Origin of the sequence: Bacillus sp. TE8-1 (assembly GCF_008368855.1) — a bacterium.
Taxonomy (GTDB): Bacteria; Bacillota; Bacilli; order Bacillales; family Bacillaceae_G; genus Bacillus_A; species Bacillus_A cereus.
Genome location: NZ_QPET01000014.1, coordinates 72,447 through 96,553 on the forward strand (window position 1 = coordinate 72,447; position 24,107 = coordinate 96,553).

Genomic DNA, 24,107 nt, shown 5'->3' on the forward strand with positions numbered 1-24,107 from the left:
GATAAGTAGAGGATTCTACTTATCTTCTTTTTGGCACGAAAAGCTGTAGTTTTAAATTTATCTTGACGAATAAGGTTTCGTTTTTTACACTATTGTATATAATAATTAACAATCATATAAATGCCTTGAAGGGGAAGAGTATAACATGAAACGTCTTCAGAGAGGAGAATCATTAGCTGGGAGATTCTCTAGATAGTTATGTTAGAAGGTAGCCCTGGAGCATCTTTTCTGAACAGAATAGTTCTTATTAGGAAAAGACGGATTTGTCCGTTATCAAATTAAGAGTATAAGCAAATTATGAATTTGTTTGTAAATAAAGGTGGTACCGCGATGTCCCTCGTCCTTTTTGGATGAGGGACATTTTTTATTTTAAGGAGGGAAAATAATGTCAAACACGGAAAAGAATTTACCAACTAAATATGATCATATGTCCGTTGAAGAAGGCCTTTATCAATGGTGGCTTGAAGGCAAATATTTTGAAGCAACAGGAGACGAGAAGAAACAACCGTATACAATTGTAATTCCACCTCCGAACGTAACTGGTAAGTTACACTTAGGTCATGCTTGGGATACAACTCTTCAAGATATTTTAACTCGTACGAAGCGTATGCAAGGATACGATGTACTATGGCTTCCAGGAATGGACCATGCTGGTATCGCAACACAAGCGAAAGTAGAAGGAAAACTTCGTGAAGAAGGTATTTCACGTTACGATCTTGGCCGTGAAAAATTCCTTGAAAAAGCTTGGGAGTGGAAAGAAGAGTACGCTTCTCACATTCGTCAACAATGGGGGAAAGTTGGTTTAGGACTAGACTATTCTCGTGAACGTTTCACATTAGACAAAGGTTTATCAGATGCGGTTAATAAAGTATTCGTTCAATTATACGAAAAAGGCTTAATTTACCGTGGTGAATATATCATCAACTGGGATCCAGCAACACGTACAGCTCTTTCTGATATTGAAGTAATTCATAAAGAAGTTCAAGGTGCATTCTACCATATGAACTATCCGTTAACAGATGGTTCTGGTCATATTCGTCTTGCGACAACTCGTCCAGAAACGATGCTTGGTGATACAGCAGTAGCAGTTCATCCAGAAGACGATCGTTACAAACATTTAATCGGAAAAACAGTTACACTTCCAATCGTAGGCCGTGAGATTCCGATTATTGCTGATGAGTACGTAGAAAAAGATTTCGGAACGGGCGTTGTAAAAATTACACCAGCTCATGACCCGAATGACTTTGAAGTAGGTAACCGTCATGACTTACCACGCATTTTAGTAATGAACGAAGATGGAACAATGAACGAAAAAGCTGGTAAGTATAACGGTATGGATCGTTTCGAATGTCGTAAAGAATTAGTAAAAGACTTACAAGAAGCTGGCGTATTAGTAGAAATCGAGCCACATATGCATTCAGTAGGTCATAGTGAGCGTAGCGGTGCAGTTGTTGAGCCTTATTTATCAACACAGTGGTTCGTAAAAATGGCTCCACTTGCTGAAAAAGCAGTAGCGCTTCAACAAAAAGAAGAAGAAAAAGTAACGTTCGTACCAGAGCGTTTTGAAAACACATATTTACGTTGGATGGAAAATATTCATGACTGGTGTATTTCTCGTCAATTATGGTGGGGACACCGTATTCCAGCTTGGTACCATAAAGAAACTGGTGAAGTATACGTAGGTACAGAAGCACCAGTAGATATTGAAAACTGGAATCAAGATAACGATGTACTTGATACATGGTTCAGTTCAGCGTTATGGCCATTCTCAACACTTGGTTGGCCAAATGAAGATTCAGCAGACTTCAAACGTTACTATTCAACAGATGCACTAGTAACGGGTTATGATATCATCTTCTTCTGGGTATCTCGTATGATTTTCCAAGGTTTAGAGTTTACAGGCGAGCGTCCATTTAAAGATGTATTAATTCACGGTTTAGTTCGTGACGAGCAAGGTCGTAAAATGAGTAAATCTCTTGGTAACGGTATTGACCCAATGGGTGTTATCGAGAAGTACGGTGCAGATGCAATGCGTTTCTTCTTATCAACAGGAAGTGCACCAGGTCAAGATTTACGTTTCAGCATGGAAAAAGTAGAATCTACTTGGAACTTCATTAATAAAATTTGGAACGCATCACGTTTCGTATTAATGAACATGGATGATATGAAGTATGAAGAAATCGATTTAACTGGTGAAAAATCAGTTGCGGATAAGTGGATCTTAACTCGCTTAAACGAAACAATCGAAAGCGTAACACGTAACATGGATAAATATGAGTTCGGTGAAGCTGGTCGTTCATTATACAACTTCATTTGGGACGATTTCTGTGATTGGTATATTGAAATGGCGAAACTTCCACTATACGGTGAAGATGAAGCAGCTAAGAAAACAACTCGTTCTATTTTAGCTTACGTATTAGATCAAACAATGCGTCTATTACACCCATTCATGCCATTCGTAACAGAGAAAATTTGGCAACATTTACCGCATGAAGGCGAGTCTATTACAGTAGCTGCGTGGCCAACAGTTCGCGAAGATTTACAAGATACGGAGGCTGCGGCAGAAATGCACCTTCTAGTTGATATCATTCGCTCTGTTCGTAACATCCGTGCAGAAGTAAATACGCCAATGAGCAAAAAAGTTCAAATGCAAATTAAAGCAAAAGATGAGGCTGTACTTGCTCAACTTACGAAAAACAGCTCTTACATTGAGCGTTTCTGTAACCCAAGCGAGTTAACAATTCAAACAGACTTACAAGCGCCAGAAAAGGCAATGATTGCAATCGTATCAGGTGCAGAGTTATTCTTACCGTTAGCTGATCTTATCAATCTTGATGAAGAGAGAGCTCGTCTTGAGAAAGAACTTGAGAAGTTCGATAAAGAAGTAGAACGTGTACAGAAGAAACTTTCTAACCAAGGTTTCGTAGCGAAAGCTCCTGCAGCGGTTATTGAAGGAGAGCGTGCGAAAGAGCAAGATTACCTAGAAAAACGCGAAGCAGTTCGTCAACGTCTAGCAGATCTTGAAAAGTAAAAATGTTTTTAGAGACTCACTATATTGGTGAGTCTCTTTTCTTTGCGTATAATAGAACTATGAAAGTTGTCTTTTGAAAGGGGAAAAACATACGTGATACATACATACGAAGAAGCGATAGGGTGGATCCATAGCCGATTGAAATTTGGAATTAAGCCAGGATTAGAAAGAATGAGATGGATGTTAGAAGAACTTGGAAATCCAGAGCGTCATATAAAATGTGTTCATCTTGCTGGTACAAATGGAAAAGGTTCAACGTTAACATATATGCGTTACATGTTAGAAGGCGCGAAATATAAGGTAGGAACGTTTACCTCTCCTTACATCGAATCATTTAATGAACGCATTAGTGTGAATGGAACACCAATTGCAAACGAAGAGATTACTGAACTTGTAAAGCTGGTAAAACCAGTCGTGGAAAAACTAGATGAAACGGATTTAGGGGAAGCGACAGAGTTTGAAATTATTACTGTTATGGCGATTTGCTATTTCGGCAAATTCAATTTCTGTGATGTTGTTTTATTTGAAACAGGGCTTGGGGGACGTTTTGATTCTACCAATGTTATACACCCTGTTCTCACGATTATTACGAATATCGGTCACGATCATATGCATATTTTAGGAAATACACTAGGAGAAATTGCATATGAAAAGGCGGGGATTATTAAGTCTGGCGTGCCGGTAATTACTGGTGTACAAGATGAAGAAGCTTTGCAAGTTATTCAAAATGTTGCAAAGGAAAATCATGCAAACTTATACGAGATGGACAACCATTTTACAGCATTACATAAACAGTCTAGTGAAGATGGAGAACAGTTCGATTTCACTTGTCCTTTCGCCTCTTTTGAAGATGTGCGAATCACAATGAAAGGCAGCCACCAAGTAGGAAACGCAGCACTTGCGCTTATGGCAGTCATGTATGTAAAAACATACTTATCATTTTTAATTGAGGAAGAAGAAATAAGAACTGGATTACAGGAAGCGTATTGGGTGGGACGCTTTGAAAAACTGCAAAGTAATCCAGATATTATTATAGATGGTGCTCATAATCCAGAAGGTATCGAAAGCCTTGTGAAAACAGTAGAAGCGCATTACAAAGATAAAAATGTAATAGTGTTATTTACTGCCCTTGGTGATAAACAATTACATAACATGGTAGGTCAATTAGAAACCATTGCAGATGAAATTATTTTTACAACATTCGCCTTTGATCGTGCTATTTCTGCTGATAAGCTTGCATCATATTCACAGAAAGAATCAAAATTAGTTTTTGAAAATTGGAAAGAGGCAATTGATACAAAAGTTGAAATGATAGCAGAAAATGATGTTTTTATCATAACAGGTTCTCTTTATTTCATTTCTGAAGTACGAAAATATATTCGCGAGAAAAACTAGATAGTCTTTGCTATCTAGTTTTTTTGTTCTACAAATGAAGTCAAATGCATACATATAAGATAAATATATAGGGTTATTTGGCGAATTCCTCTGACAAATATCTCGTTTTTTTATGAAATGAATATGATATGATGCGGACAACGATAAGAGGTGAGGTGTGAGTGTATGGACAAGCAATCACGAACGATCTCAGTGAAAGTGAATGGAACAGAAGCGAAGTATGAGGAAAAAAAGAAAGATGAATTTGAATGGATGGTAGTAGAAAGTGAACGACCGAAAAATGTTGTTCCGTTTCAAAAAGCGAAATCAATGTCTGTGGAAAAATACCGAAAGAAGTGGAGTAATACATTAATTGTAATCGTTGCAACTGCAATCATTATCGGTACGGCGTTTGGAATGGGGATGCTTCATTTACTTACTGGACAAGGAACGACAGGAGGAAGTGAAGTGACAGCTTCAAGGCCGACTGGAAATGGAGAATCAAAGGTGGGTGGAACGGCAGAACAAACACCAGCACCGAAAGAAGAAAAACAAAAAGCACAGGCAGGAACGTCATTGGATCCGATGAAATTATTTTTTGTTCAAGGGGGGCTTTATTCTTCTGAAGAAAAGGGACAGGCAGCTCTTGAAGAATGGAAAGGCAATGGGGGCATTGGTGCTTTGAGACCGAGCGGTGATAAGTATGCAATAGTTGTTGGTATTGCTAGCGATGAACAGTCTATAAATCAATTAATGACTAAGTATAAAAATGATGGTGTCTCCGTTTTAAAAAAGAACTGGGATATAACAGATAAAGCATTGCTGAAAGATGATAAAGAAGTAGGGACATTTTTAACAAAAGTGCAGCCATTATACACTCATTTAGCAAAATATGCTTCTAGCGTACAAGTTGGTGGAAAAAGCAGCGCAAAAGATATAGAAGCAATTGAAAAAGAATGGAAAAAGGTTGAAAAAGAAGGGAAAAGTATGAAACAAGAAGAAGCAAAGAAACTGTATATGTATACGTCGGTAGCTGTACAAACAGTAAAAGATGGGAAGATGGATAAGGAATCTTTGGCGAAATTAAATCAAGTTATTATTGATGGTTTACTCTCGTATGAAAAAATTGTTTCGTAGAAAGTGAAATGATAGGATAATAAAATGAGTAAGAAAGAAGTACATGTACTTCTTTCTTTTCTTTTGAATTTAGAGCAAAGTGCTTTCTCTATGACAGGAATATAATCGTATGCAATAAAGAAGTGTTATTTTAGTTAGAGAAATTAATATTTCTTTCATTTGTGGGCAAACTATTCCTTTGATACGATTAATATAAATTGTTCTGCTTCATGTGAGAAAGGAAGGAGAAAATATGAGAAAAATAATTTTAGCTTCAGGGTCACCTCGGAGGAAGGAATTGCTTGAGTTAGCTAGTGTGCCATTTGAAATCGTTGTAAGTGAAGTAGAGGAAACAATTGGTGCATATTCATCGCCTTCTGATATTGTAATGTCGCTTGCCTTGCAAAAAGCATCAGCGGTGGCAGAAAATAATAGTGATCACATTGTGTTAGGTGCAGATACAATTGTTACATATGAGTCGCGTATTCTTGGTAAGCCTTCTAATGAGGATGAGGCGAAAGAGATGTTACAATTACTATCAGGGAAAACACATGAAGTGTATACAGGTGTTGCGATTATAGCAAAAGAAAAAACGGTTACTTTTTATGAGCGTACAGAAGTTACATTTTGGGAGTTAACAGAAGAGGAAATTGATACATACGTCGCGTCGAAAGAACCTCTTGATAAAGCCGGTAGTTATGGGATTCAAGGTAAAGGATCTATTTTCGTTCAAAATATTCAAGGGGACTACTATAGTGTAGTTGGCTTACCAATTGCACGTCTCGTTCGGGAATTAAAACAATTTGATATTGATGTAACCCATGCGTAAAATTGCATGGGGTTTTCTTTGAGAGAACAAATAAAGGGGTGGAGAGATGAACGGTATTCGTGATGTTGTAAGAGAAGAACAGCCACGGGAGCGTTTATTGTTAGAAGGTGCTGGAAGTTTATCAAATCGAGAGCTTCTCGCAGTGTTACTCAGAACAGGTTCTAAAGAAGAAACAGTTTTAAAGTTGTCAGATAAAATTTTACATCAATTTGATGGCTTACGTATGTTGAAAGATGCAACATTAGAAGAGCTAATTAGTATACATGGTATTGGGATTTCAAAGGCATCGCAACTTATGGCAGCCTTTGAACTAGGCAGAAGAATGGTACGTTTAGAATATCAAAATAGATATAGTATTCGAAGTCCAGAAGATTGTGCGAAATACATGATGGAAGAAATGCGTTTTTTACAACAAGAGCATTTTGTTTGTTTATATTTAAATACAAAAAATCAAGTTATACATAGGCAAACGATCTTTATTGGAAGTTTAAACACGTCAATTGTACACCCGAGGGAAGTTTTTAAAGAAGCCTTCCGTCGTGCAGCAGCCTCTATCATATGTCTTCATAACCATCCCTCAGGAGATCCCACGCCGAGCCGTGAAGATATTGCAGTAACAAAACGCTTAGTAGAATGCGGCCAGATTATCGGAATTGAAGTGCTTGATCATATTATAATAGGTGACCATAAATTCGTGAGTTTAAAGGAAAAAGGTCATATTTAAGACTATGCTTTTTACTTATTTTGTTTTATAATGTGATTTATGAGTTTTTTGTAGAAATTTATCTACAAAAAGGATAAAGATATAAAAAACGTACTGTTTTTATAATATAAAGTAAGAAAAAATGAGTCCGTGAAAACAAGAAAGGAAGATAAATAATATGTTTGGATTTGGTGGATTTACTCGCGATCTTGGAATAGACTTAGGAACTGCGAACACGCTTGTATATGTAAAAGGAAAAGGTGTAGTTTTACGTGAACCTTCAGTAGTTGCATTACAAACTGATACGAAACAAATCGTTGCTGTAGGTAGCGATGCAAAACAAATGATTGGTCGTACACCAGGGAACGTTGTGGCACTTCGCCCGATGAAAGACGGTGTAATTGCTGATTATGAAACAACTGCAACAATGATGAAATATTACATTCAACAAGCTCAAAAATCAAACGGTTTCTTCTCACGTAAGCCGTATGTAATGGTATGTGTACCATCTGGTATTACAGCTGTAGAAAGACGTGCAGTAATCGATGCGACTCGTCAAGCGGGTGCTCGTGATGCTTATCCTATCGAAGAGCCATTTGCAGCAGCAATTGGTGCAAACTTACCTGTTTGGGAACCAACTGGTAGTATGGTTGTTGATATCGGTGGCGGTACAACAGAAGTTGCAATTATTTCTCTAGGTGGTATTGTAACAAGCCAGTCAGTCCGTGTTGCTGGTGATGATATGGACGATTCAATCATTCAGTACATTAAGAAAAGCTATAACTTAATGATCGGTGAAAGAACAGCTGAAGCATTAAAATTAGAAATTGGTTCTGCAGGCGAGCCAGAAGGTATCGAGCCTATGGAAATTCGCGGTCGTGATTTAGTAAGTGGTTTACCAAAAACAGTACTAATTCAGCCAGAAGAAATTGCAGATGCATTAAAAGATACAGTAGATGCGATTGTAGAATCAGTTAAAAATACGTTAGAAAAAACTCCACCTGAATTAGCGGCTGATATTATGGACCGCGGTATCGTATTAACAGGTGGCGGGGCATTACTACGTAATTTAGATAAAGTAATTAGTGAAGAAACGAAAATGCCAGTTCTTGTTGCAGAAGATCCATTAGATTGCGTAGCAATTGGAACAGGTAAAGCATTAGACAATATCGATCTTTTCAAAACTGCTGCTCGATAATATTGCAAAATAAAAATCAGTGAAATTAAGAGGGTGTGAACGTGCCACAGTTTTTCTTAAACAAAAGATTAATTGTTTTGTTGGTTAGTATTATTCTTCTCGTGGCATTGATTGGAATCTCATTGAAAGAACGGAACAGTTTAACATGGCCAGAGCAGTTTGTTAAAGATACTGTCGGTGTTGTAGAACGTGTATTCCAAAAGCCAGCGAAATACGTAGCTGGATTCTTCGAAAATGTAGAGGATGTAAAGCGCACGTATGAAGAGAATAAAGAATTAAAAGCAAAATTAGATAATTATGCAGGTCTATCAGGGAAAGTAAAACAATTAGAAGATGATAACAAGAAGTTACAAGAGCTAACTGGTAAAAAAGAGTTAAATAGCGGGTATACTGAAATTCCAGCTACTGTTGTTTCTCGTAATCCAGATAAATGGTACGATTTAATTGGAATTGATAAAGGGGCACAGCAAGGAATTAAAAAAGATATGGCTGTAGTAACTTCACAAGGGTTAGTTGGAAGAGTGAAAAGTGTATCTCAATTTACATCATCAGTAGAATTACTAAGTTCTATGAGCCGAACAAATCGCGTTTCTGCTATTGTACAAGGGCAAGAGAAAATCTTTGGATTGATTGAAGGTTATGACAAAGAAAAGCAATTACTTCTTTTCACAAAGATTGGCTCTGATGCACCGGTAGAGAAAGATCAACTAGTTGTAACATCTGGACTGGGTGATATTTTCCCGAAAGGTCTTGTAATTGGAAAAATCGTTGAAGTTCAGCCGGATGCATATGGCTTAACAAAAACAGCTTATGTAAAACCTGCCGCTGATTTAAATGACGTAGAGCATATTACGGTTGCTAAACGTGCAACACCTTCAGCGCCATTAGAATAGGAGGAGAAGAAGAGATGATGAAGATATTAAAAAGAGCAGCTCTTCCTCTTTTGCTCCTTTTTGTGTTTCTATTTGAAAATATGTTTGCTACTGTTGTTCCAACGGATGTGTTTTGGAAAGACAGCATAGCAGCACCGCATTTCTTTATAATCGTCTTATGTTTTATTACAGTGTATTATAGTCCGGTCCAAGGGATTTATTACGGACTATTATTTGGCTTCTTATTTGATACCGTATACACAGAACTTGTCGGGATATATATTTTTGCTTATCCGATTTTAGCTTATTTAGTATATAGTGTGATGAAAGTACTACAATTGAATTTATTTATTGTTGTTTCTATCATATTAGCTAGCGTTGTAGCACTAGAGTATTATGTGTATGGATTCTTAACTTTATTAGGACGTACTCATATGCCAGCGTATGTCTTTTTCACAGATCGTCTCCTTTCTACTTTATTGTTAAATGCTATTTTCTTATTGATAGTTTGTTTCCCACTGAGACGATATATAGTGCGTCTTTCAAAAGCGATGGAAGAAAAAGAAAAAAGGATTTTCTAATTTTATGTCGAATTGAATCGGTGGGGTGAACTTTAGTGGAAGAAAAAAAGCAACAAAATGTAACGATAAAAGGGACAAAAGATGGGATAACGCTTCATTTAGATGATTGTTGTTCATTCTCAGAATTATTGATGGAATTAGACGAAAAACTTTCTACACATTACTACGATGGTGATGGGCGCTCTTTAATTGAAGTGCATGTGAAAGTAGGAAATCGTTATTTAACAGAAGTCCAACAAGAAGAGATTCGTACGTTAATTCGTAATAAAAAGAATCTTGTTGTGGATTCAATTGAAAGTGATGTTATCACTAAAGCAGAAGCAATAGCTTGGAAAGAAGAAACAGAAATTGTCCCTATTTCCAAAATTGTTCGCTCTGGACAAGTTTTACATGTAAAAGGAAATTTGTTGTTAATTGGAGATGTTAATCCAGGCGGAACGGTTATCGCTGGGGGGAATATTTTTGTCGTAGGATCATTAAGAGGAATTGCACATGCTGGGTATTATGGGGATTCGGATGCTGTAATCGCTGCATCTGTTATGAACCCGATGCAACTTCGAATTAGTGATGTGGCAATGCGGGCTCCGGAAGAGAAAGAAGACGGAGCGGAGGCGGCAGAATGTGCGTATATTAATGAGAACAATCACATTGTTGTCGATCGCCTGCAACTTCTCACTCATCTTAGACCTAATTTAACAAAGTTAGAAAGGGGAATTGTATAGCTGTGGGAGAGGCAATAGTAATTACATCTGGAAAAGGCGGAGTAGGTAAAACTACTACATCTGCGAACATTGGTACGGCCCTAGCGTTATCTGGAAAGAAAGTGTGCTTAATTGACACAGATATCGGTCTTCGAAATTTAGACGTAGTAATGGGGCTGGAAAATCGTATTGTATTTGATCTTGTTGATGTCGTTGAAGGGCGTTGCCGTTTACCTCAGGCTCTTATTAAAGACAAACGTTTTGATGATCTTTATTTATTACCTGCAGCACAAACGAGTGATAAATCAGCGGTAACACCTGAACAAATGGATGAATTAATACAAGTATTACGTCAAGATTATGATTACATATTAATTGATTGTCCTGCGGGGATTGAGCAGGGATTTAAAAATGCGGTAGCTGGTGCGGATAAAGCAATCGTTGTTACGACTCCAGAAGTATCCTCAATGCGCGATGCGGATCGTATTATTGGGCTTTTAGAAAAAGAGGATATTGAACCACCCAAACTTGTTATTAACCGTGTACGTAGTCATATGCTTCATGAACAGGATATGTTAGATGTTGATGAAATTGTACGTACATTGTCAATCGAGCTTCTTGGTGTTGTCGAAGATGACGATGAAGTTATTCGAGCTACAAATACAGGTGAACCTGTGGCGTTGCAACCAAGCGGAAAAGCAGCGTTGGCTTATCGTAATATTGCAAGACGCTTGTTAGGTGAGAATGTACCATTACAAGCATTTGAACAAGAAAAGGTATCGGTATTTGCAAAGGTGAAAAACTTCTTTGGAATCCGTTAAGAGCACTTCGCACATATGCGAGGTGCTTTCTTTTTTCTTCACACGAATATCTTTCTTTCTTAGCTCATACATATGTACAAACTGTATACAACTGTTTCTAAATGAAATTAGCTTAACGAAAGAAAGGAGACAGTATGAAGAATAGACGCGTAGAAGAAATTAAAAAGCGGATTGCAAAAAGGAAGGCCGAGCAAGAAAGGATGGAGGAAGAGCAGTATTTTAACGGAGGGAATTTTGATAGTGAAGCAGTATTTATTGAAGATGGAGAAAAGGAAATGCATCCCTTATTTCGAAAGGAAGTCTTTTTCTTCAAAGTTTTATTATCAGCAATATTAGTTCTTTCGGTTGCTATTTTATATAAGAATGCTCCTTCTTCATTCAATGGGGCTAAAGCTGTTACAGAAAAAGTGATGAAAGAGGAATTTCAGTTTGCTACTGTAGCGAAATGGTACGAAAAGCAATTTGGAAAACCGCTTGTATTCTATTCGCCGAACGAGAAAAAAGAAGGAAGTATTCAGCAAAAAGATTATGCAATTCCTGCTTCTGGAAAAGTAATGCAAGGGTTTCAAAAAAATGGCCAAGGTGTATTTGTCCAAACAGCTACAAATGCAAAAGTGGAGTCAGTAAATGAAGGGTTAGTTGTTTTTGCAGGCAAGAAAGAGGAACTTGGAAATACAGTTCAAATTCAACATGCAGATGGTACGGAGTCATGGTATGCAAACTTAAACGATATGTCAGTGAAATTATATGATTACGTTTCAAAGAAACAAAAAATTGGAACGGTGAGTAATGATACAAATGATAAAAATGGAAAGTTTTATTTCGCGATAAAAAAGAATGAGAAATTTATTGATCCGATCCAGGTGATATCATTTGATTAAATATAGGGACGTTTTAACGAAAATTTCCGTGCATCCATTATTTTGGGTTATTATTGTCATTGGTATTTTTACTGCGCGTTTTAAAGAGTTACTACTGTTATTTTGTATTGTTCTTATTCATGAACTTGGGCATGCTTTTGCAGCAGCACACTATAATTGGCGTATAAAAAGAATTCAGCTTTTGCCGTTTGGTGGCGTTGCCGAGCTTGAGGAACATGGTAATAAGTCATTGAAAGAGGAACTTGTTGTCGTAATTGCAGGACCGATTCAACATGTTTGGATGATGCTGGTAGGTTATATGTTGTTCAAAGCTGGTTGGCTGAATGCAGATTTATATTATTTCTTTATGTGGAATAATATAATTATTTTAGCATTCAATTTACTCCCTATTTGGCCGTTAGATGGCGGGAAAGTATTGTTTAATGTATTATCATATCGTTTCCCTTATTTACAAGCACATGAAAAGATGATGCAATTGTCATGTGTTTTTTTTAGTGTAATATTAGGATGGCAGTTACTTTGGAATAGTAACAATATTATGATGTGGGTACTACTCATATTTTTAGCAGTGTCATTATATCAAGAGTGGAAACAAAGACGGTATGCATTTATGCGTTTTTTATTAGAACGTTATTATGGAAACAAAAGAGGAATCGAAAAGATTGCACCTATTGAAGTGCAAACGGAAGATCGTTTATATACGATCTTCACAAAATTTCGTAGAGGATATAAGCATTCTATTATCGTCCGTGGAAAATATAAAGAGCATTACACATTGGATGAAAATGAATTGCTCTATGCATATTTTACTGAAAAACGAACAACTTCATCAGTTGAAGAATTAATCGGTTAGTGTTGACGATAGCACTAACCTTTTATTATTGTAAAAGCAAAGAAGATTATAAAGTGAGGAAATAATTTTGAAAACGTTATATGTGAATTACGCTGGTTCGGAAAAGCGCGTTGCAATTGAAGAGAAGAAAAAGATTGTTGAGTTTTTATGGAAACGTAATGAAGAGCAAGAGATTGTTGGGCATATTTATGTTGGACGTGTCGTAAGAACAATTGCTGGAATGAATGCAGCTTTTGTAAACATCGGTTTAGAAAAACATGCTTACCTTTCATACGATGATGTACCATCTTCTTATCGTATACATGAAGGGCAAGCGATACTCGTACAAGTTGTGAAAGAGGCAATTGATACGAAAGGGCCTAAATTGACAGCGAATATAGAATTTACCGGGAAATATGTCGTTTATATGCCGTTTGATGAGATGCGCGCTGTTTCTCGAAAAATAAAAAATAATAAAAGAAGACAACAGTTACTCCAAATTGAAATAGAGGGAACGGGGGGGTACATTTTCCGTTCTGCTTCTGAAAAAGGAGCAATTGAAGAAATACAAGCTGAAATGCAAGGATTACAACAGTTGTATGAAGAGTTAAAAAGAAAAGAGGGTCAAGGAAAGGTGCCGTTATTACTTCATCGACCGGCGACCTTTTTAGATCGTGTATTTCAAGAGAACCCAATTGAAACAATTGAAAAAGTAGTTGTAGATACAAGAAGTATAGTAAAGGAATTAGAAGACAAAGTTGGAAAAGAAAAAGTATCTTTTTATAATGAAAAGTCTTCGATGTTTAACCATTTTGGAATAGAGCGTGAGATTGAGAAAGCACTCCAAAAAATTGTTTGGCTTCCAAATGGTGCTTATTTAATTGTAGAACAAATGGAGACGATGACTGTAATTGATGTGAATACGGGCAAGTTTACGGGAAAACAAAATTTACAAGATACAGTACTTCGCACAAATGAGCTAGCCGCTGAAGAAATTGCACGCCAATTAAGACTTCGTGATATTGGTGGTATGATATTAATTGATTTTATTAATATGAAAAAAAGAGAAGATAAAGAAAAGGTAAGAGAATGTCTCATAGCTGCTATGCAAGATGACCGAACATATACAAGGGTGCTCGGTTTTACGGAGCTAGGGATTTTGGAAATGACACGTAAACGTAAAAAGCATTCTTTACGGGACGTATTATTAAAAGAGTGTGTACCTTGCAAAGCGACGGGTTATGTGATGTCGCATGAAACAATTGCGTATGAGTTAGAGAGAGAACTAATCACATATGGCAATATAGAAGATGAAGCAGTATTAATCGCTGCGCCTAAAGAACTGCAAAAACAGTTTTTGCAAAAAGGATTACAAAAAAATATTCCATTTGAAATTTATTTCAAAGATGATATTATCGAAAAGTATGCTATCGTTCGTTTTGGAAGTAAAAAAGAAATTGTAGAACGGAAAAAATAGTTAGCAGAACATTTATTGACAACCGTCTATGATTCATGATAACATCTTTATGTTATAGTTTATAGCACCTAAACGGCTATATGCTACAACCGCACAAGACAGGTTCCCTAAAGGCATTTATGTCTACCTCGTTTTTGGCGAGTCTTAGTAATTAAGAGGAGGTGCAAGTATGTACGCAATTATCGAAACAGGTGGAAAACAAATTAAAGTTGAAGCTGGTCAAGCAATCTACATTGAAAAATTAGATGTTGAAGCTGGTGAAACTGTTACTTTTGACAAAGTTCTTTTCGTTGGTGGCGAAAACGTTAAAGTTGGTAGCCCAGTTGTAGAAGGTGCAACAGTTACTGCGAAAGTTGAAAAACAAGGTCGCGCTAAGAAAATCATCGTTTTCAAATACAAAGCGAAAAAGAACAATCGTAAGAAACAAGGTCATCGTCAACCTTACACTAAGCTAGTTGTTGAAGCTATCAACGCTTAATTCTGGTTAACATGATTAAAATTACGATAAGTCGCACGAAATTAGGAAGTATCCAATCATTTAAAATGACTGGACATGCCGATTATGCGCCACATGGACAAGACCTTGTCTGTGCTGGAACTACAGCGGTTGTGTTTGGTTCTATAAATGCAGTGGAAGAACTTTGTAATGTGCAAGCAACTATTGAACTCGGAAGTGATGGCGGATTCTTAACGTATGAATTGCCTAATGATTTAGACGTTCATGCAGCAGAAAAAGCACAAACGCTTTTAGAAGGATTAGTTGTTTCGCTTAAGACGATCGAACTTGATTACGGAAAGTATATCCGTTTAATAGAAAAAGTGCAGGAGGTGTAACGTATGTTAAGATTAGATCTTCAGTTTTTCGCATCTAAGAAAGGTGTAGGTAGTACAAAGAACGGTCGTGACTCTCAGTCAAAACGTCTTGGTGCTAAACGCGCAGATGGTCAAACGGTTACAGGTGGTTCAATTCTTTACCGTCAACGCGGTACAAAAATTTATCCAGGTGTTAACGTTGGTCGTGGTGGCGATGACACTTTATACGCGAAAGTTGACGGCGTAGTACGCTTTGAGCGTCTTGGTCGTGACCGCAAACAAGTGAGCGTATATCCTGTTGCTCAAGAAGCATAAGAACTCACGGAAAACTCTAACCTGAGTGCAGGTTAGAGTTTTTCTATATTAAGGGGTATCTAAATGAATGAAAAATGGACAATTATAGATGCATTGCGCCATTCAAGACATGATTGGCTCAATCGTATGCAGATGGTGAAAGGAAACCTTTCCCTTGGAAAAGTGGAAGAAATTCATAGTCTCATCGATCGTTTTGTCCAAGAAGCGAGACAAGAATCCAATCTGATGGGGCTATCAATGCCTTTATTTTCAGAGTGGATTTTAACATATAATTGGAAACAGCAGCCGTGCTTATTGGAGTACGAAGTATTAGGGAAATTACATAACTTATCTCACTTAGATGAGACTGTATGTACATGGACGAATCAATTTTTCTCGATGCTTCAGCATAGTTTAGACGTATATGTTGAAAATTATGTTTGTATCACAATTGAATGTGACGCGGATAATGCTCGTTTCTTTTTTGATTTTCGTGGTAAGCTAACGAGTGTAGAAGAACTACAGAATTGGCTTGCGACCCAAAACAATAAATGGTATTCCATTTCTTATACAGTGCGAGACGAAGAAGTCTCAGTTATATTACAACCAATTGAAAAAAGTGTGGTGAAATAATGTTTGTAGATCAGGTCAAGATATATGTAAAAGGCGGCGACGGTGGTAATGGTATGGTTGCGTATCGTCGTGAGAAGTATGTACCAAAAGGTGGCCCAGCAGGTGGCGACGGAGGTAAAGGTGCAGATGTTGTTTTCGTAGTTGAGGAAGGCTTACGTACATTAATGGACTTCCGCTACCAACGTCATTTCAAAGCTGATCGCGGTCAGCACGGAATGAGTAAAGGTCAGCACGGACGTAAATCTGAAGATTTACTTGTAAAGGTTCCGCCAGGAACAGTAGTAAAAGATGAAAAAACTGGTCAAATTCTTGCCGATTTAGTAACGCATGGACAAACTGCTGTAATTGCAAAAGGTGGCCGTGGTGGCCGTGGTAACTCACGTTTCGCAACAGCTACGAACCCAGCGCCAGAAATCGCTGAGAACGGGGAACCAGGTCAAGAGCGTGATGTTATTCTAGAACTTAAAGTACTAGCAGACGTTGGACTTGTTGGATTCCCAAGTGTAGGTAAATCTACATTATTATCTGTTGTATCATCAGCGCGTCCGAAAATTGCAGAGTATCACTTCACAACAATCGTTCCGAATCTTGGTGTTGTTGAAACTGGTGATAACCGCAGCTTCGTTATGGCTGACCTTCCAGGACTAATTGAAGGCGCACATGCTGGCGTCGGACTTGGACACCAATTCTTACGTCATATTGAGCGTACACGTGTAATCGTGCATGTTATTGATATGTCTGGTTTAGAAGGCCGTGATCCATATGAAGATTACGTAACGATTAATAATGAATTGAAAGAATACAATCTTCGCTTAACTGAGCGTCCGCAAGTTGTTGTTGCAAACAAAATGGATATGCCAGATGCAGAAGAAAACTTACAAGCATTTAAAGAGAAAGTGGGAGACGAAGTAAAAATCTTCCCAATCTCAGCTGTAACAAGACAAGGTGTTCGTGACTTACTGTTTGAAGTAGCGAACTTAATAGAAACAACACCAGAATTCCCAATACATGAAGTTGCGGATGAGTCTGATACAAGTGTAATGTACAAATTTGATACTGAAGGTGTTAAATTTGAAATTACACGTGAAAGTGATGGCACGTTTGTTATCTCTGGTTACGATATCGAGAAAACATTCAAGATGACAGACTTCTCACGTGATGAATCTGTACGTCGTTTCGCTCGTCAAATGCGCGGAATGGGTATTGATGAAGCGCTTCGTGCACGTGGTGCAAAAGACGGAGATATTGTAAAAATTCTTGAATATGAATTTGAATTTATCGATTAAGACTGCCGAAATACGGCAGTCTTTTTTTATATCGTAAAAATCGGATTTGTATAGGAAAAAATCCCCACTAATTAAATTTTCAATTTATAATGGGAAAAGGAGTAAATGTAGAAGAATTCTTTTATGGGGAGAAAAAGAACATGTATAAAATATTAATTGTAGAAGATGATGAGAAAATTGCGGGAATATTAGAGGAGCATTTAGAAAGGTATGGCTATCAATCATTTAGAGCAAGTGATTTACGTCATATAAAAGATGAGTTTGTAAAAATAAATCCTCATCTTGTGTTACTTGATATTAATTTACCGTACTTTGACGGTTTTTATTGGTGTCGTCAAATTCGTACTGTATCGAATGCGCCGATTATTTTTGTTTCTGCAAGAACAGGGGAAATGGATCAAGTAATGGCGATTGAAAATGGCGGCGATGATTATATTACGAAGCCATTCCATTTAGATATCGTAATGGCAAAGGTGAAGAGTGCGCTTCGCCGTGGCTACGGAGAGTATGCCTCTGCTGCTGAGAGTGATTGTTTAGGTGTAAATGGACTGTTGTTATTCCCGTCTCAGCATATTGTTGAGTGGCAAGGACAACAAACTGAACTGACAAAAAATGAGTTTTACTTATTGGAGTGTTTAATGAAACAGGTGAATCAATATGTAACGCGCGAAGAACTGTTAGAAGCTCTATGGGATGAAGTAGCATTTGTGGATGATAATACATTAACCGTAAATGTAAAACGTGTAAGGAAGAAACTAGAAGAGCTAGGCATTAAAAATGCAATTGTAACGAAACGTGGATATGGTTATGCGCTTCTTACAGAGTGGGGCGAAGGGCATGAAGGTTAAAAATTACCTCATGGACCGCTTTTCTTTAATACTTTCTTATATTGTTAGCCTTTGTTTATTTGGGCTTGTTTTGCAGTTGCAAAGTCTTTTAGAAAAGAAATCCATTGATTGGAGTACGTGGTTATATGGACTTTTATTAGGAACAGTTGTGTTTACTGTATACCTCATTTACGATTACCGAAAACGGAGTGTGTTTTTAAAGAGGATCGAAAAGTATGTTACTGGTGGAAATACATTACATGACTCTTTACTTATTGATGAATCTTATACATCAGAGCAAGAAATGGTCGTTGAATCTTTTACGTTATTAAGACAGCAATATATGAATGAAGTTCATAAACAGCATGCGAAAGAGCAACAGCAAATGATATTTATGAACCAATGGATTCACCAAATGAAAACACCAGTATCTGTTATTGAATTATTGCTGCAAAAGTTTGGCAAAGAGCATCGTGAGGCAAGAGCAACAGTTGAAAGTATTCGTGAAGAAAATAACCGTATACTAAATGGTTTAGATTTAGCGTTACATATGGCAAGACTAGAGCAGTTTGCGAAAGATTATAAGGTAGAAGTAGTAAATGTTATAGATGTCGTGCGAGGTATTATTAATGAAAATCGGAAATCCTTCATTCAATCGTCTGTATTTCCGAAAGTGATGTTTGAAGAAGATACTTGTATGGTTGCCTCTGATAGAAAATGGCTAAGTATTGCTATAGGTCAAATTGTTGTAAACGCAATTAAGTATACAAAAATTTCAGCGGCAGAGAAAAAAGAAATTCAATTTCAAATTGAAGAGAAAGACCAAAAGGTGTTATTACATATTAAGGACAATGGAATCGGTATTCCAGAGCAAGATGTAAAGCGCATATTTGATCCATTCTTTACGGGGGTAAATGGCCGTAAAACGAGAGAAGCGACTGGAATGGGTTTATATATTACGAAGGAAATTTGCGATAATTTACATCATGGAATGTATGTCCAATCGGCTGAAGGAGAAGGGACAACATTCACGTTCCAATTTGCAAAAGATGAAGAATATCATACATTGATGAGAAAAATGACAAAACTGTAAGATAACAAAACGTTTTGTAAGGGAAATCACTCGTTTCTTTTTCTTATTTTTCTTATAGTAAATGTAAGAAGAAAACACGTAGGGGGATTAGAAATGAGTGTTCTTGAAGTAAAAGGATTAACGAAGGTGTACCAATCAAAAGGTTCAGTAGCGACGACTGCTTTAAATGATATAAATTTTAAAATAGAAGAAGGCGAATTTGTAGGGATTATGGGTCCTTCAGGAAGCGGGAAAACGACGCTTTTAAATTTATTAGCAACAATTGATAAGCAAACTTCAGGTCATGTGCTTGTAAATGGTGAAGAAATTAATCAAATGCGTGCTGCAAAATTAGCGGAGTTTCGCCGTACACATTTAGGGTTCATCTTTCAGGATTTTAATTTACTTGATACGTTATCCATTAAAGAAAATATTATTTTACCACTTGTAATGGCGAAGAAATCTGTAAATGAAATCGATGCGAAAGTACTGGAAATTGCGAAGTTTTTAAACATCGAAGAAATTTTAAATAAAAAAGTATACGAAGTATCTGGGGGACAACAACAACGTGCAGCAGCAGCGAGAGCAATCATTCATGAACCGACGTTAATTTTAGCAGATGAGCCAACTGGAAACTTAGACTCGAAGTCAGCGAAATCGCTAATGGGCGCTCTGCAAGATTTACACGAGCAAAAGAAAGTAACGATTGCAATGGTTACGCACGATCCAGTAGCGGCTAGTTATTGTGAACGTATCCTTTTCATACGCGATGGGGAAATTTTCTCGGAAATACATAAAGGAAGAACGAAACAAGCCTTTTTCCAAGAAATTCTGGACGTACTTGCAATGCTAGGAGGAGAATATCATGAACTTTCGCCAGCTCGCGCTTAATAACGTAAAAGGAAATTGGCGTAACTATAAAGCGTTTCTTATAAGTAGTTGTTTATCGATTGTCGTATTTTTCATGTATGCTTCTTTTATTTATCATCCAGATGTCGTAAGCGGTAATATTAGTATGAGAAAGATGATCACAAAAGGATTAGAATCGATGAATTATATTGTGGTCATCTTCTCGGCACTCTTTATTTTATATGCAAATTCAACGTTTTTACGAGCAAGAAAAAAAGAGTTTGGTCTACTAACATTAATAGGCGGAACGAAATCGCAGCTCGGCCGAATGATTATATTAGAGCAACTGATGTTAGGTAGTATTGCAATTGTAATAGGTATTGGACTTGGTATGCTTTGTTCAAAATTATTCTTCCAAGCATTAAGCGTAATATTGAAAATAGATAAAACACTTCCACTCGTATGGAATAGTAAAGCGGTTTTGATTACAGCAGGTGTATACTTTATTCTATTTTTAATCCTATCATTGTTTAGCGTTTGGACAGTAGGACGCTTGCAAATTATCGATTTATTAAGAGAAGCAAGAAAACAAAAAGTAGAGCCTTTTGCATTTACATGGTTATGCGTAGTTGGTATAGGATGTATTATTGTTGCATATGTACTTAGCTTCCAAGTCACATTTATGAATTTTATCATTCTGTTTTTACCGATTGTAGGGCTGACGATAGGTGGAACTTATTTGCTGTTTACACAAGGTAGTACAGTTGTATTAAAGGCGTTACAAAAACAAAAAAAATCTTTTTATACATATCCAAATATGTTCGTACTTAGCAATCTTATTTATAAAATGAAAGATAATGCTCGTTTTCTATTTGTAATTTCTATCATTACGGCCGTTGTATCTTCAGCAGTTGGTACGCTGTACGTATTTTTCGAGGATATGAGTTATAAGGCAGCAACTAGTACCCCGCATGCTATTTCGTATGAGGAAAAGGGAATACATACGCATAATGTCATCAAAGAAGGAAAAGCAAAAGAATTAATAAAAAAACATGGATTTGAAGAAGCGCGAGAAGTAACGTACGTAAAACTTCCTGGAACTCAAAAAATCGCGATGTTTAACAGTGAACATGAGATGCCAATGGCGATTGTTTCAGAAAAAGAATATAACGCTGAAGTACGTAAACAAAAAAGAGAGCAAGTTAGAGAAGTTCATAATGCACCTGGTAGTGCAACGATGGTCATAACGGATATGGCGAACGATATGATGAAGATAGATCGTTCGAAACCGCATGAAATTAAAATTAACGGACAAAAGCAATCTGTTCAATTAAATGACCCAACTTCATTTTCTGTTTTTAATGATAGTGAATATCTCATTGTAAATGATCAAGATTTTGAGAAATACGCAAAGCTCGTACCGGATGAAGAAAAGACGAAATATTACGGTTATTATATAGAAGACTGGAAAAGTACGGAAGACCTTGTGTTAGATTTGAAAAAGGAGATTGCACCAGATAAACAAGGGGAACTAAACAACTCAGTGCTCGCTTATAAAAATATAAGGGAATCAGGAGCAATTACAATGTTCATCGGTTTCTTCGTAGCGGTACTGTTCTTCTTCTTCGCTTGTAGTATGACATACTTTAAATGGTTTAACGATAAAGAACAAGATCGTATTCAATTTAAATCGTTAAAGAGAATCGGTATGACAGATAAAGAAATTCGCAAAATTGCGATTCGACAAATGGGAGTTATCTTCTTTATCCCAATTTTAATCGGTTCCATTCATAGTGGAGTTGCTCTTCATACGTTAGGGAAAATGCTTTATATTGATTTATGGAAATCAGGTGCGCTTGTAATTGGAGCATACATTTTAGCTTCTGCCATTTACTTTATGATCGCGCAAAGAGGATATTTAAAACACGTAAAAAGCTAGGGGAACCTCTAGCTTTTTGCCTATGTAGTAAGTTACAGGAGGACGATAGATGAACATTTGGCAACTAGCGCTGCAAAATATAAAAGGGAATTGGCGTAATTATAAAGTGTTTTTCTTAAGTAGTTGTTTTGCAATATTTGCTTCTTACGCATATATGTCTGTCATTGTGCATCCGTATATGCAAGAGACGGTGTGGTATCAAAACGTACGTTGGGGACTTATCATATGTAATGTTATAATCATTTCTTTTTTCGTCATATTTATTTTGTACTCTACTTCTATTTTCATAGAAGCACGTAAGAAAGAATTAGGGTTATATATGTTAATGGGAGCAACGAAATCTAACGTAATAGGAATGATTATGACCGAACAAATTTTAATCGGGGTCTTCGCGAATATTTTCGGTATTGTGCTCGGTATGATATTTTTAAAACTCTTTTTTATGGTATTTAGTATGTTACTGGGGCTTCCGAAAGAACTCTCTGTCATATTTGACGTAAGGGCGATTGGTGTAACATTTATTACATATATGGTTGTTTTTATTTTGTTATCTTTTATAAGTGCTTTACGTATATGGAATATAAAAATCATTCGGTTATTGAAAGAATTTCGAACAGATAAAAAAGAGAAGAAAACATCAAAGTGGCTTTGTTTATTCGGTTTTGCTTGTTTAGTGGGCGGGTATGCGTTGGCGCTACAAGTGACGATGACTACGATAGCAATATACTTTTTCCCTGTGTCTATACTTGTCTTTTTTGGAACGTACTTTTCTTTTACACATGGAGCTACCCAAGTGTTAGAAATGATAAAGCGAAATAAAAAGATTATGTATACATATCCGTATTTATTTATAGTGAATCAATTGTCACATCGAATGAAGGAAAATGGTCGCTTTTTCTTTCTGATGTCTATGGCAACGACGTTTGTAGTTACAGCAACAGGTACGGTGTTCTTATATTTTTCTAGCATGCAAGATATGTGGCGAACTGGAGGGGTACACTCGTTTTCGTACATAGAAAAAGGTATTTCTACTTATGAAGTCTTTGAGGAAGGTGCGGTTGAAAAATTACTGCATCAATATGAGTATGATGATTTTCAATATATGAGTTTTGTTGGAGTTTATGCATCCTTTCAGTCTAATAAGGGAGAAACAACAATAGTACCGCTTATAAAAGAAAGTGAATATAACCAAGAAGCAAGGAAACAAAAACAGAAAACGTATCGTCCTAAAAAAGGTACAGTGACACTCGTTTATTATAATAAATACAATAATTCGAATGTGTATAATCAAAAAGAGATTCAATTGCAAGTAATGAATCAACCATATCAATTCGTATTTAACGGTCAGAAAGAAGGGGTTCAATTTAACCATCACCCTTCGTACATTAATGGTCTGTTCTTCGTTATGAATGATGAAGATTTTGACAGTATAGCAAATCAGGTTCCTGATTCTGAAAAAATGATATATAGAGGCTACACATTATCAAATATAGAAAATACGAAGAAATTAAATGAAGATTTACGGAGACATATAAAACAAGATAATAATAATGCATTTCGAAGCAATATGGAGTTGTATGTAAATATGAAAGAAGGCGGCGATATTACTCTATTTGTAGGCTCATTTATTAGTATATTATTCTTTCTCACTTCATGTAGTATCGTGTATTTTAAATGGTTCCATAATATTGCATCGGACCGAAAGCAGTATGGTGCACTCTCTAAACTTGGAATGACGAAGGAAGAAGTATGGAAAATTTCTCGTTGGCAATTATGTATGCTATTTTTTGCGCCAATTATAGTAGGGAGTATGCATAGTGCAGTTGCATTATATACGTTTCATAATACGCTTTTTATGGATGGATCATTAAGAAAAGTAGGTTTGTTCATTCTGTTTTATATCGCAGCATGTATCATTTATTTCTTCTTCGCTCAAAGAGAGTATAAGAAACATTTAGACTAGCGAATGCTAGTCTTT

Annotated in this window: 23 protein-coding genes and 2 other annotated features; all 23 genes read left to right on the forward strand. The window is 36.6% G+C overall.

All coding sequences use genetic code 11. From position 1 onward, the window contains the following. Positions 1-116 precede the first annotated feature (116 nt). Positions 117-348, forward strand: a binding site (T-box leader). Positions 349-385: 37 nt separating this feature from the next. The 23 genes from DN404_RS12140 to DN404_RS12250 all read left to right on the forward strand — a co-directional run bounded on the left by DN404_RS12140 (position 386) and on the right by DN404_RS12250 (position 24,092). Beyond that, a complete protein-coding gene (locus DN404_RS12140) occupies positions 386-3,031 on the forward strand; it encodes a valine--tRNA ligase (protein WP_149215096.1) in 2,646 nt (881 codons plus the stop codon). A gap of 93 nt (positions 3,032-3,124) precedes the next feature. Further along, positions 3,125-4,426, forward strand: a complete 1,302-nt coding sequence (locus tag DN404_RS12145) for a bifunctional folylpolyglutamate synthase/dihydrofolate synthase (protein ID WP_000582071.1) — start codon at positions 3,125-3,127, stop codon at positions 4,424-4,426. A gap of 165 nt (positions 4,427-4,591) precedes the next feature. Next, positions 4,592-5,542, forward strand: coding sequence for a hypothetical protein (locus tag DN404_RS12150; RefSeq protein WP_000361007.1), 951 nt, complete (start codon positions 4,592-4,594; stop codon positions 5,540-5,542). A 232-nt stretch (positions 5,543-5,774) separates the two neighbouring features. Next, on the forward strand, positions 5,775-6,350 hold the full coding sequence (locus tag DN404_RS12155) for a Maf family protein (RefSeq protein WP_001226291.1): 576 nt from the start codon (positions 5,775-5,777) through the stop codon (positions 6,348-6,350). Between the two features lie 46 nt (positions 6,351-6,396). Continuing rightward, positions 6,397-7,074 (forward strand): RadC family protein, encoded by a 678-nt coding sequence (radC, locus tag DN404_RS12160; protein ID WP_001013390.1) that lies wholly within the window; start codon positions 6,397-6,399, stop codon positions 7,072-7,074. 157 nt (positions 7,075-7,231) lie between these two features. Continuing rightward, a complete protein-coding gene (gene mreB, locus DN404_RS12165; RefSeq protein WP_000466736.1) occupies positions 7,232-8,251 on the forward strand; it encodes a cell shape-determining protein MreB in 1,020 nt (339 codons plus the stop codon). 41 nt (positions 8,252-8,292) lie between these two features. Continuing rightward, positions 8,293-9,144 carry a rod shape-determining protein MreC gene (gene mreC / locus DN404_RS12170; protein WP_001135488.1) on the forward strand — a complete coding sequence of 284 codons (852 nt, stop codon included), beginning with the start codon at positions 8,293-8,295 and terminating at the stop codon, positions 9,142-9,144. A 14-nt stretch (positions 9,145-9,158) separates the two neighbouring features. After that, positions 9,159-9,704 carry a rod shape-determining protein MreD gene (gene mreD, locus DN404_RS12175; protein WP_000975766.1) on the forward strand — a complete coding sequence of 182 codons (546 nt, stop codon included), beginning with the start codon at positions 9,159-9,161 and terminating at the stop codon, positions 9,702-9,704. A 35-nt stretch (positions 9,705-9,739) separates the two neighbouring features. Then, complete coding sequence (minC, locus tag DN404_RS12180; protein WP_000391521.1) at positions 9,740-10,426, forward strand: septum site-determining protein MinC; 687 nt, start codon at positions 9,740-9,742, stop codon at positions 10,424-10,426. A 2-nt stretch (positions 10,427-10,428) separates the two neighbouring features. Then, the gene (gene minD, locus DN404_RS12185) at positions 10,429-11,226 is read left to right on the forward strand and encodes a septum site-determining protein MinD (protein ID WP_000503309.1); all 798 of its coding nucleotides are present in this window, start codon (positions 10,429-10,431) and stop codon (positions 11,224-11,226) included. A 134-nt stretch (positions 11,227-11,360) separates the two neighbouring features. Next, complete coding sequence (gene spoIVFA, locus DN404_RS12190; protein WP_000797471.1) at positions 11,361-12,107, forward strand: stage IV sporulation protein SpoIVFA; 747 nt, start codon at positions 11,361-11,363, stop codon at positions 12,105-12,107. Then, a complete protein-coding gene (gene spoIVFB, locus DN404_RS12195) occupies positions 12,100-12,960 on the forward strand; it encodes a stage IV sporulation intramembrane metalloprotease SpoIVFB (RefSeq protein WP_000599058.1) in 861 nt (286 codons plus the stop codon). The genes spoIVFA and spoIVFB overlap by 8 nt, the downstream gene beginning before the upstream one ends. Positions 12,961-13,027: 67 nt before the next feature. Then, complete coding sequence (locus tag DN404_RS12200; RefSeq protein WP_000855491.1) at positions 13,028-14,416, forward strand: Rne/Rng family ribonuclease; 1,389 nt, start codon at positions 13,028-13,030, stop codon at positions 14,414-14,416. Positions 14,417-14,493: 77 nt separating this feature from the next. Further along, positions 14,494-14,571 (forward strand) — a sequence feature (ribosomal protein L21 leader region). 14 nt (positions 14,572-14,585) lie between these two features. Beyond that, the gene (gene rplU, locus DN404_RS12205) at positions 14,586-14,894 is read left to right on the forward strand and encodes a 50S ribosomal protein L21 (RefSeq protein ID WP_000270907.1); all 309 of its coding nucleotides are present in this window, start codon (positions 14,586-14,588) and stop codon (positions 14,892-14,894) included. 11 nt (positions 14,895-14,905) lie between these two features. Beyond that, a complete protein-coding gene (locus DN404_RS12210) occupies positions 14,906-15,250 on the forward strand; it encodes a ribosomal-processing cysteine protease Prp (RefSeq protein ID WP_001973720.1) in 345 nt (114 codons plus the stop codon). A gap of 3 nt (positions 15,251-15,253) precedes the next feature. After that, the gene (gene rpmA / locus DN404_RS12215; protein ID WP_000944958.1) at positions 15,254-15,544 is read left to right on the forward strand and encodes a 50S ribosomal protein L27; all 291 of its coding nucleotides are present in this window, start codon (positions 15,254-15,256) and stop codon (positions 15,542-15,544) included. Positions 15,545-15,607: 63 nt separating this feature from the next. Then, positions 15,608-16,156 (forward strand): sporulation initiation phosphotransferase B, encoded by a 549-nt coding sequence (locus DN404_RS12220; protein WP_001003584.1) that lies wholly within the window; start codon positions 15,608-15,610, stop codon positions 16,154-16,156. Continuing rightward, positions 16,156-17,442 carry a GTPase ObgE gene (obgE, locus tag DN404_RS12225; RefSeq protein ID WP_000497128.1) on the forward strand — a complete coding sequence of 429 codons (1,287 nt, stop codon included), beginning with the start codon at positions 16,156-16,158 and terminating at the stop codon, positions 17,440-17,442. The genes DN404_RS12220 and obgE overlap by 1 nt, the downstream gene beginning before the upstream one ends. Before the next feature lie 140 nt (positions 17,443-17,582). Further along, positions 17,583-18,290, forward strand: a complete 708-nt coding sequence (locus DN404_RS12230) for a response regulator transcription factor (RefSeq protein WP_002082113.1) — start codon at positions 17,583-17,585, stop codon at positions 18,288-18,290. Then, a complete protein-coding gene (locus DN404_RS12235; protein WP_000865400.1) occupies positions 18,280-19,362 on the forward strand; it encodes a HAMP domain-containing histidine kinase in 1,083 nt (360 codons plus the stop codon). Before DN404_RS12230 ends, DN404_RS12235 begins: the two co-directional genes overlap by 11 nt. Before the next feature lie 93 nt (positions 19,363-19,455). Further along, positions 19,456-20,232 (forward strand): ABC transporter ATP-binding protein, encoded by a 777-nt coding sequence (locus DN404_RS12240; protein WP_000114529.1) that lies wholly within the window; start codon positions 19,456-19,458, stop codon positions 20,230-20,232. Beyond that, entirely contained in the window at positions 20,207-22,129 is a 1,923-nt protein-coding gene (locus DN404_RS12245; protein ID WP_149215097.1) for an ABC transporter permease, read from the forward strand. Before DN404_RS12240 ends, DN404_RS12245 begins: the two co-directional genes overlap by 26 nt. 49 nt (positions 22,130-22,178) lie before the next feature. Beyond that, positions 22,179-24,092: an ABC transporter permease gene (locus tag DN404_RS12250; protein ID WP_149215098.1), complete on the forward strand. Its 1,914-nt coding sequence runs from the start codon at positions 22,179-22,181 to the stop codon at positions 24,090-24,092. Positions 24,093-24,107: the final 15 nt, after the last annotated feature.

Bases quoted from the DNA above. Each gene is read 5' to 3' on its own strand.
- DN404_RS12220 (WP_001003584.1), top strand. From the start codon at position 15,608: ATGAATGAAAAATGGACAATTATAGATGCATTGCGCCATTCAAGACAT.
- DN404_RS12150 (WP_000361007.1), top strand. From the start codon at position 4,592: ATGGACAAGCAATCACGAACGATCTCAGTGAAAGTGAATGGAACAGAA.
- DN404_RS12245 (WP_149215097.1), top strand. From the start codon at position 20,207: ATGAACTTTCGCCAGCTCGCGCTTAATAACGTAAAAGGAAATTGGCGT.
- mreB (WP_000466736.1), top strand. From the start codon at position 7,232: ATGTTTGGATTTGGTGGATTTACTCGCGATCTTGGAATAGACTTAGGA.
- radC (WP_001013390.1), top strand. From the start codon at position 6,397: ATGAACGGTATTCGTGATGTTGTAAGAGAAGAACAGCCACGGGAGCGT.
- DN404_RS12235 (WP_000865400.1), top strand. From the start codon at position 18,280: ATGAAGGTTAAAAATTACCTCATGGACCGCTTTTCTTTAATACTTTCT.
- mreD (WP_000975766.1), top strand. From the start codon at position 9,159: ATGATGAAGATATTAAAAAGAGCAGCTCTTCCTCTTTTGCTCCTTTTT.
- DN404_RS12140 (WP_149215096.1), top strand. From the start codon at position 386: ATGTCAAACACGGAAAAGAATTTACCAACTAAATATGATCATATGTCC.
- DN404_RS12240 (WP_000114529.1), top strand. From the start codon at position 19,456: ATGAGTGTTCTTGAAGTAAAAGGATTAACGAAGGTGTACCAATCAAAA.
- DN404_RS12230 (WP_002082113.1), top strand. From the start codon at position 17,583: ATGTATAAAATATTAATTGTAGAAGATGATGAGAAAATTGCGGGAATA.
- DN404_RS12155 (WP_001226291.1), top strand. From the start codon at position 5,775: ATGAGAAAAATAATTTTAGCTTCAGGGTCACCTCGGAGGAAGGAATTG.
- obgE (WP_000497128.1), top strand. From the start codon at position 16,156: ATGTTTGTAGATCAGGTCAAGATATATGTAAAAGGCGGCGACGGTGGT.
- rpmA (WP_000944958.1), top strand. From the start codon at position 15,254: ATGTTAAGATTAGATCTTCAGTTTTTCGCATCTAAGAAAGGTGTAGGT.
- DN404_RS12250 (WP_149215098.1), top strand. From the start codon at position 22,179: ATGAACATTTGGCAACTAGCGCTGCAAAATATAAAAGGGAATTGGCGT.
- rplU (WP_000270907.1), top strand. From the start codon at position 14,586: ATGTACGCAATTATCGAAACAGGTGGAAAACAAATTAAAGTTGAAGCT.
- spoIVFA (WP_000797471.1), top strand. From the start codon at position 11,361: ATGAAGAATAGACGCGTAGAAGAAATTAAAAAGCGGATTGCAAAAAGG.
- DN404_RS12210 (WP_001973720.1), top strand. From the start codon at position 14,906: ATGATTAAAATTACGATAAGTCGCACGAAATTAGGAAGTATCCAATCA.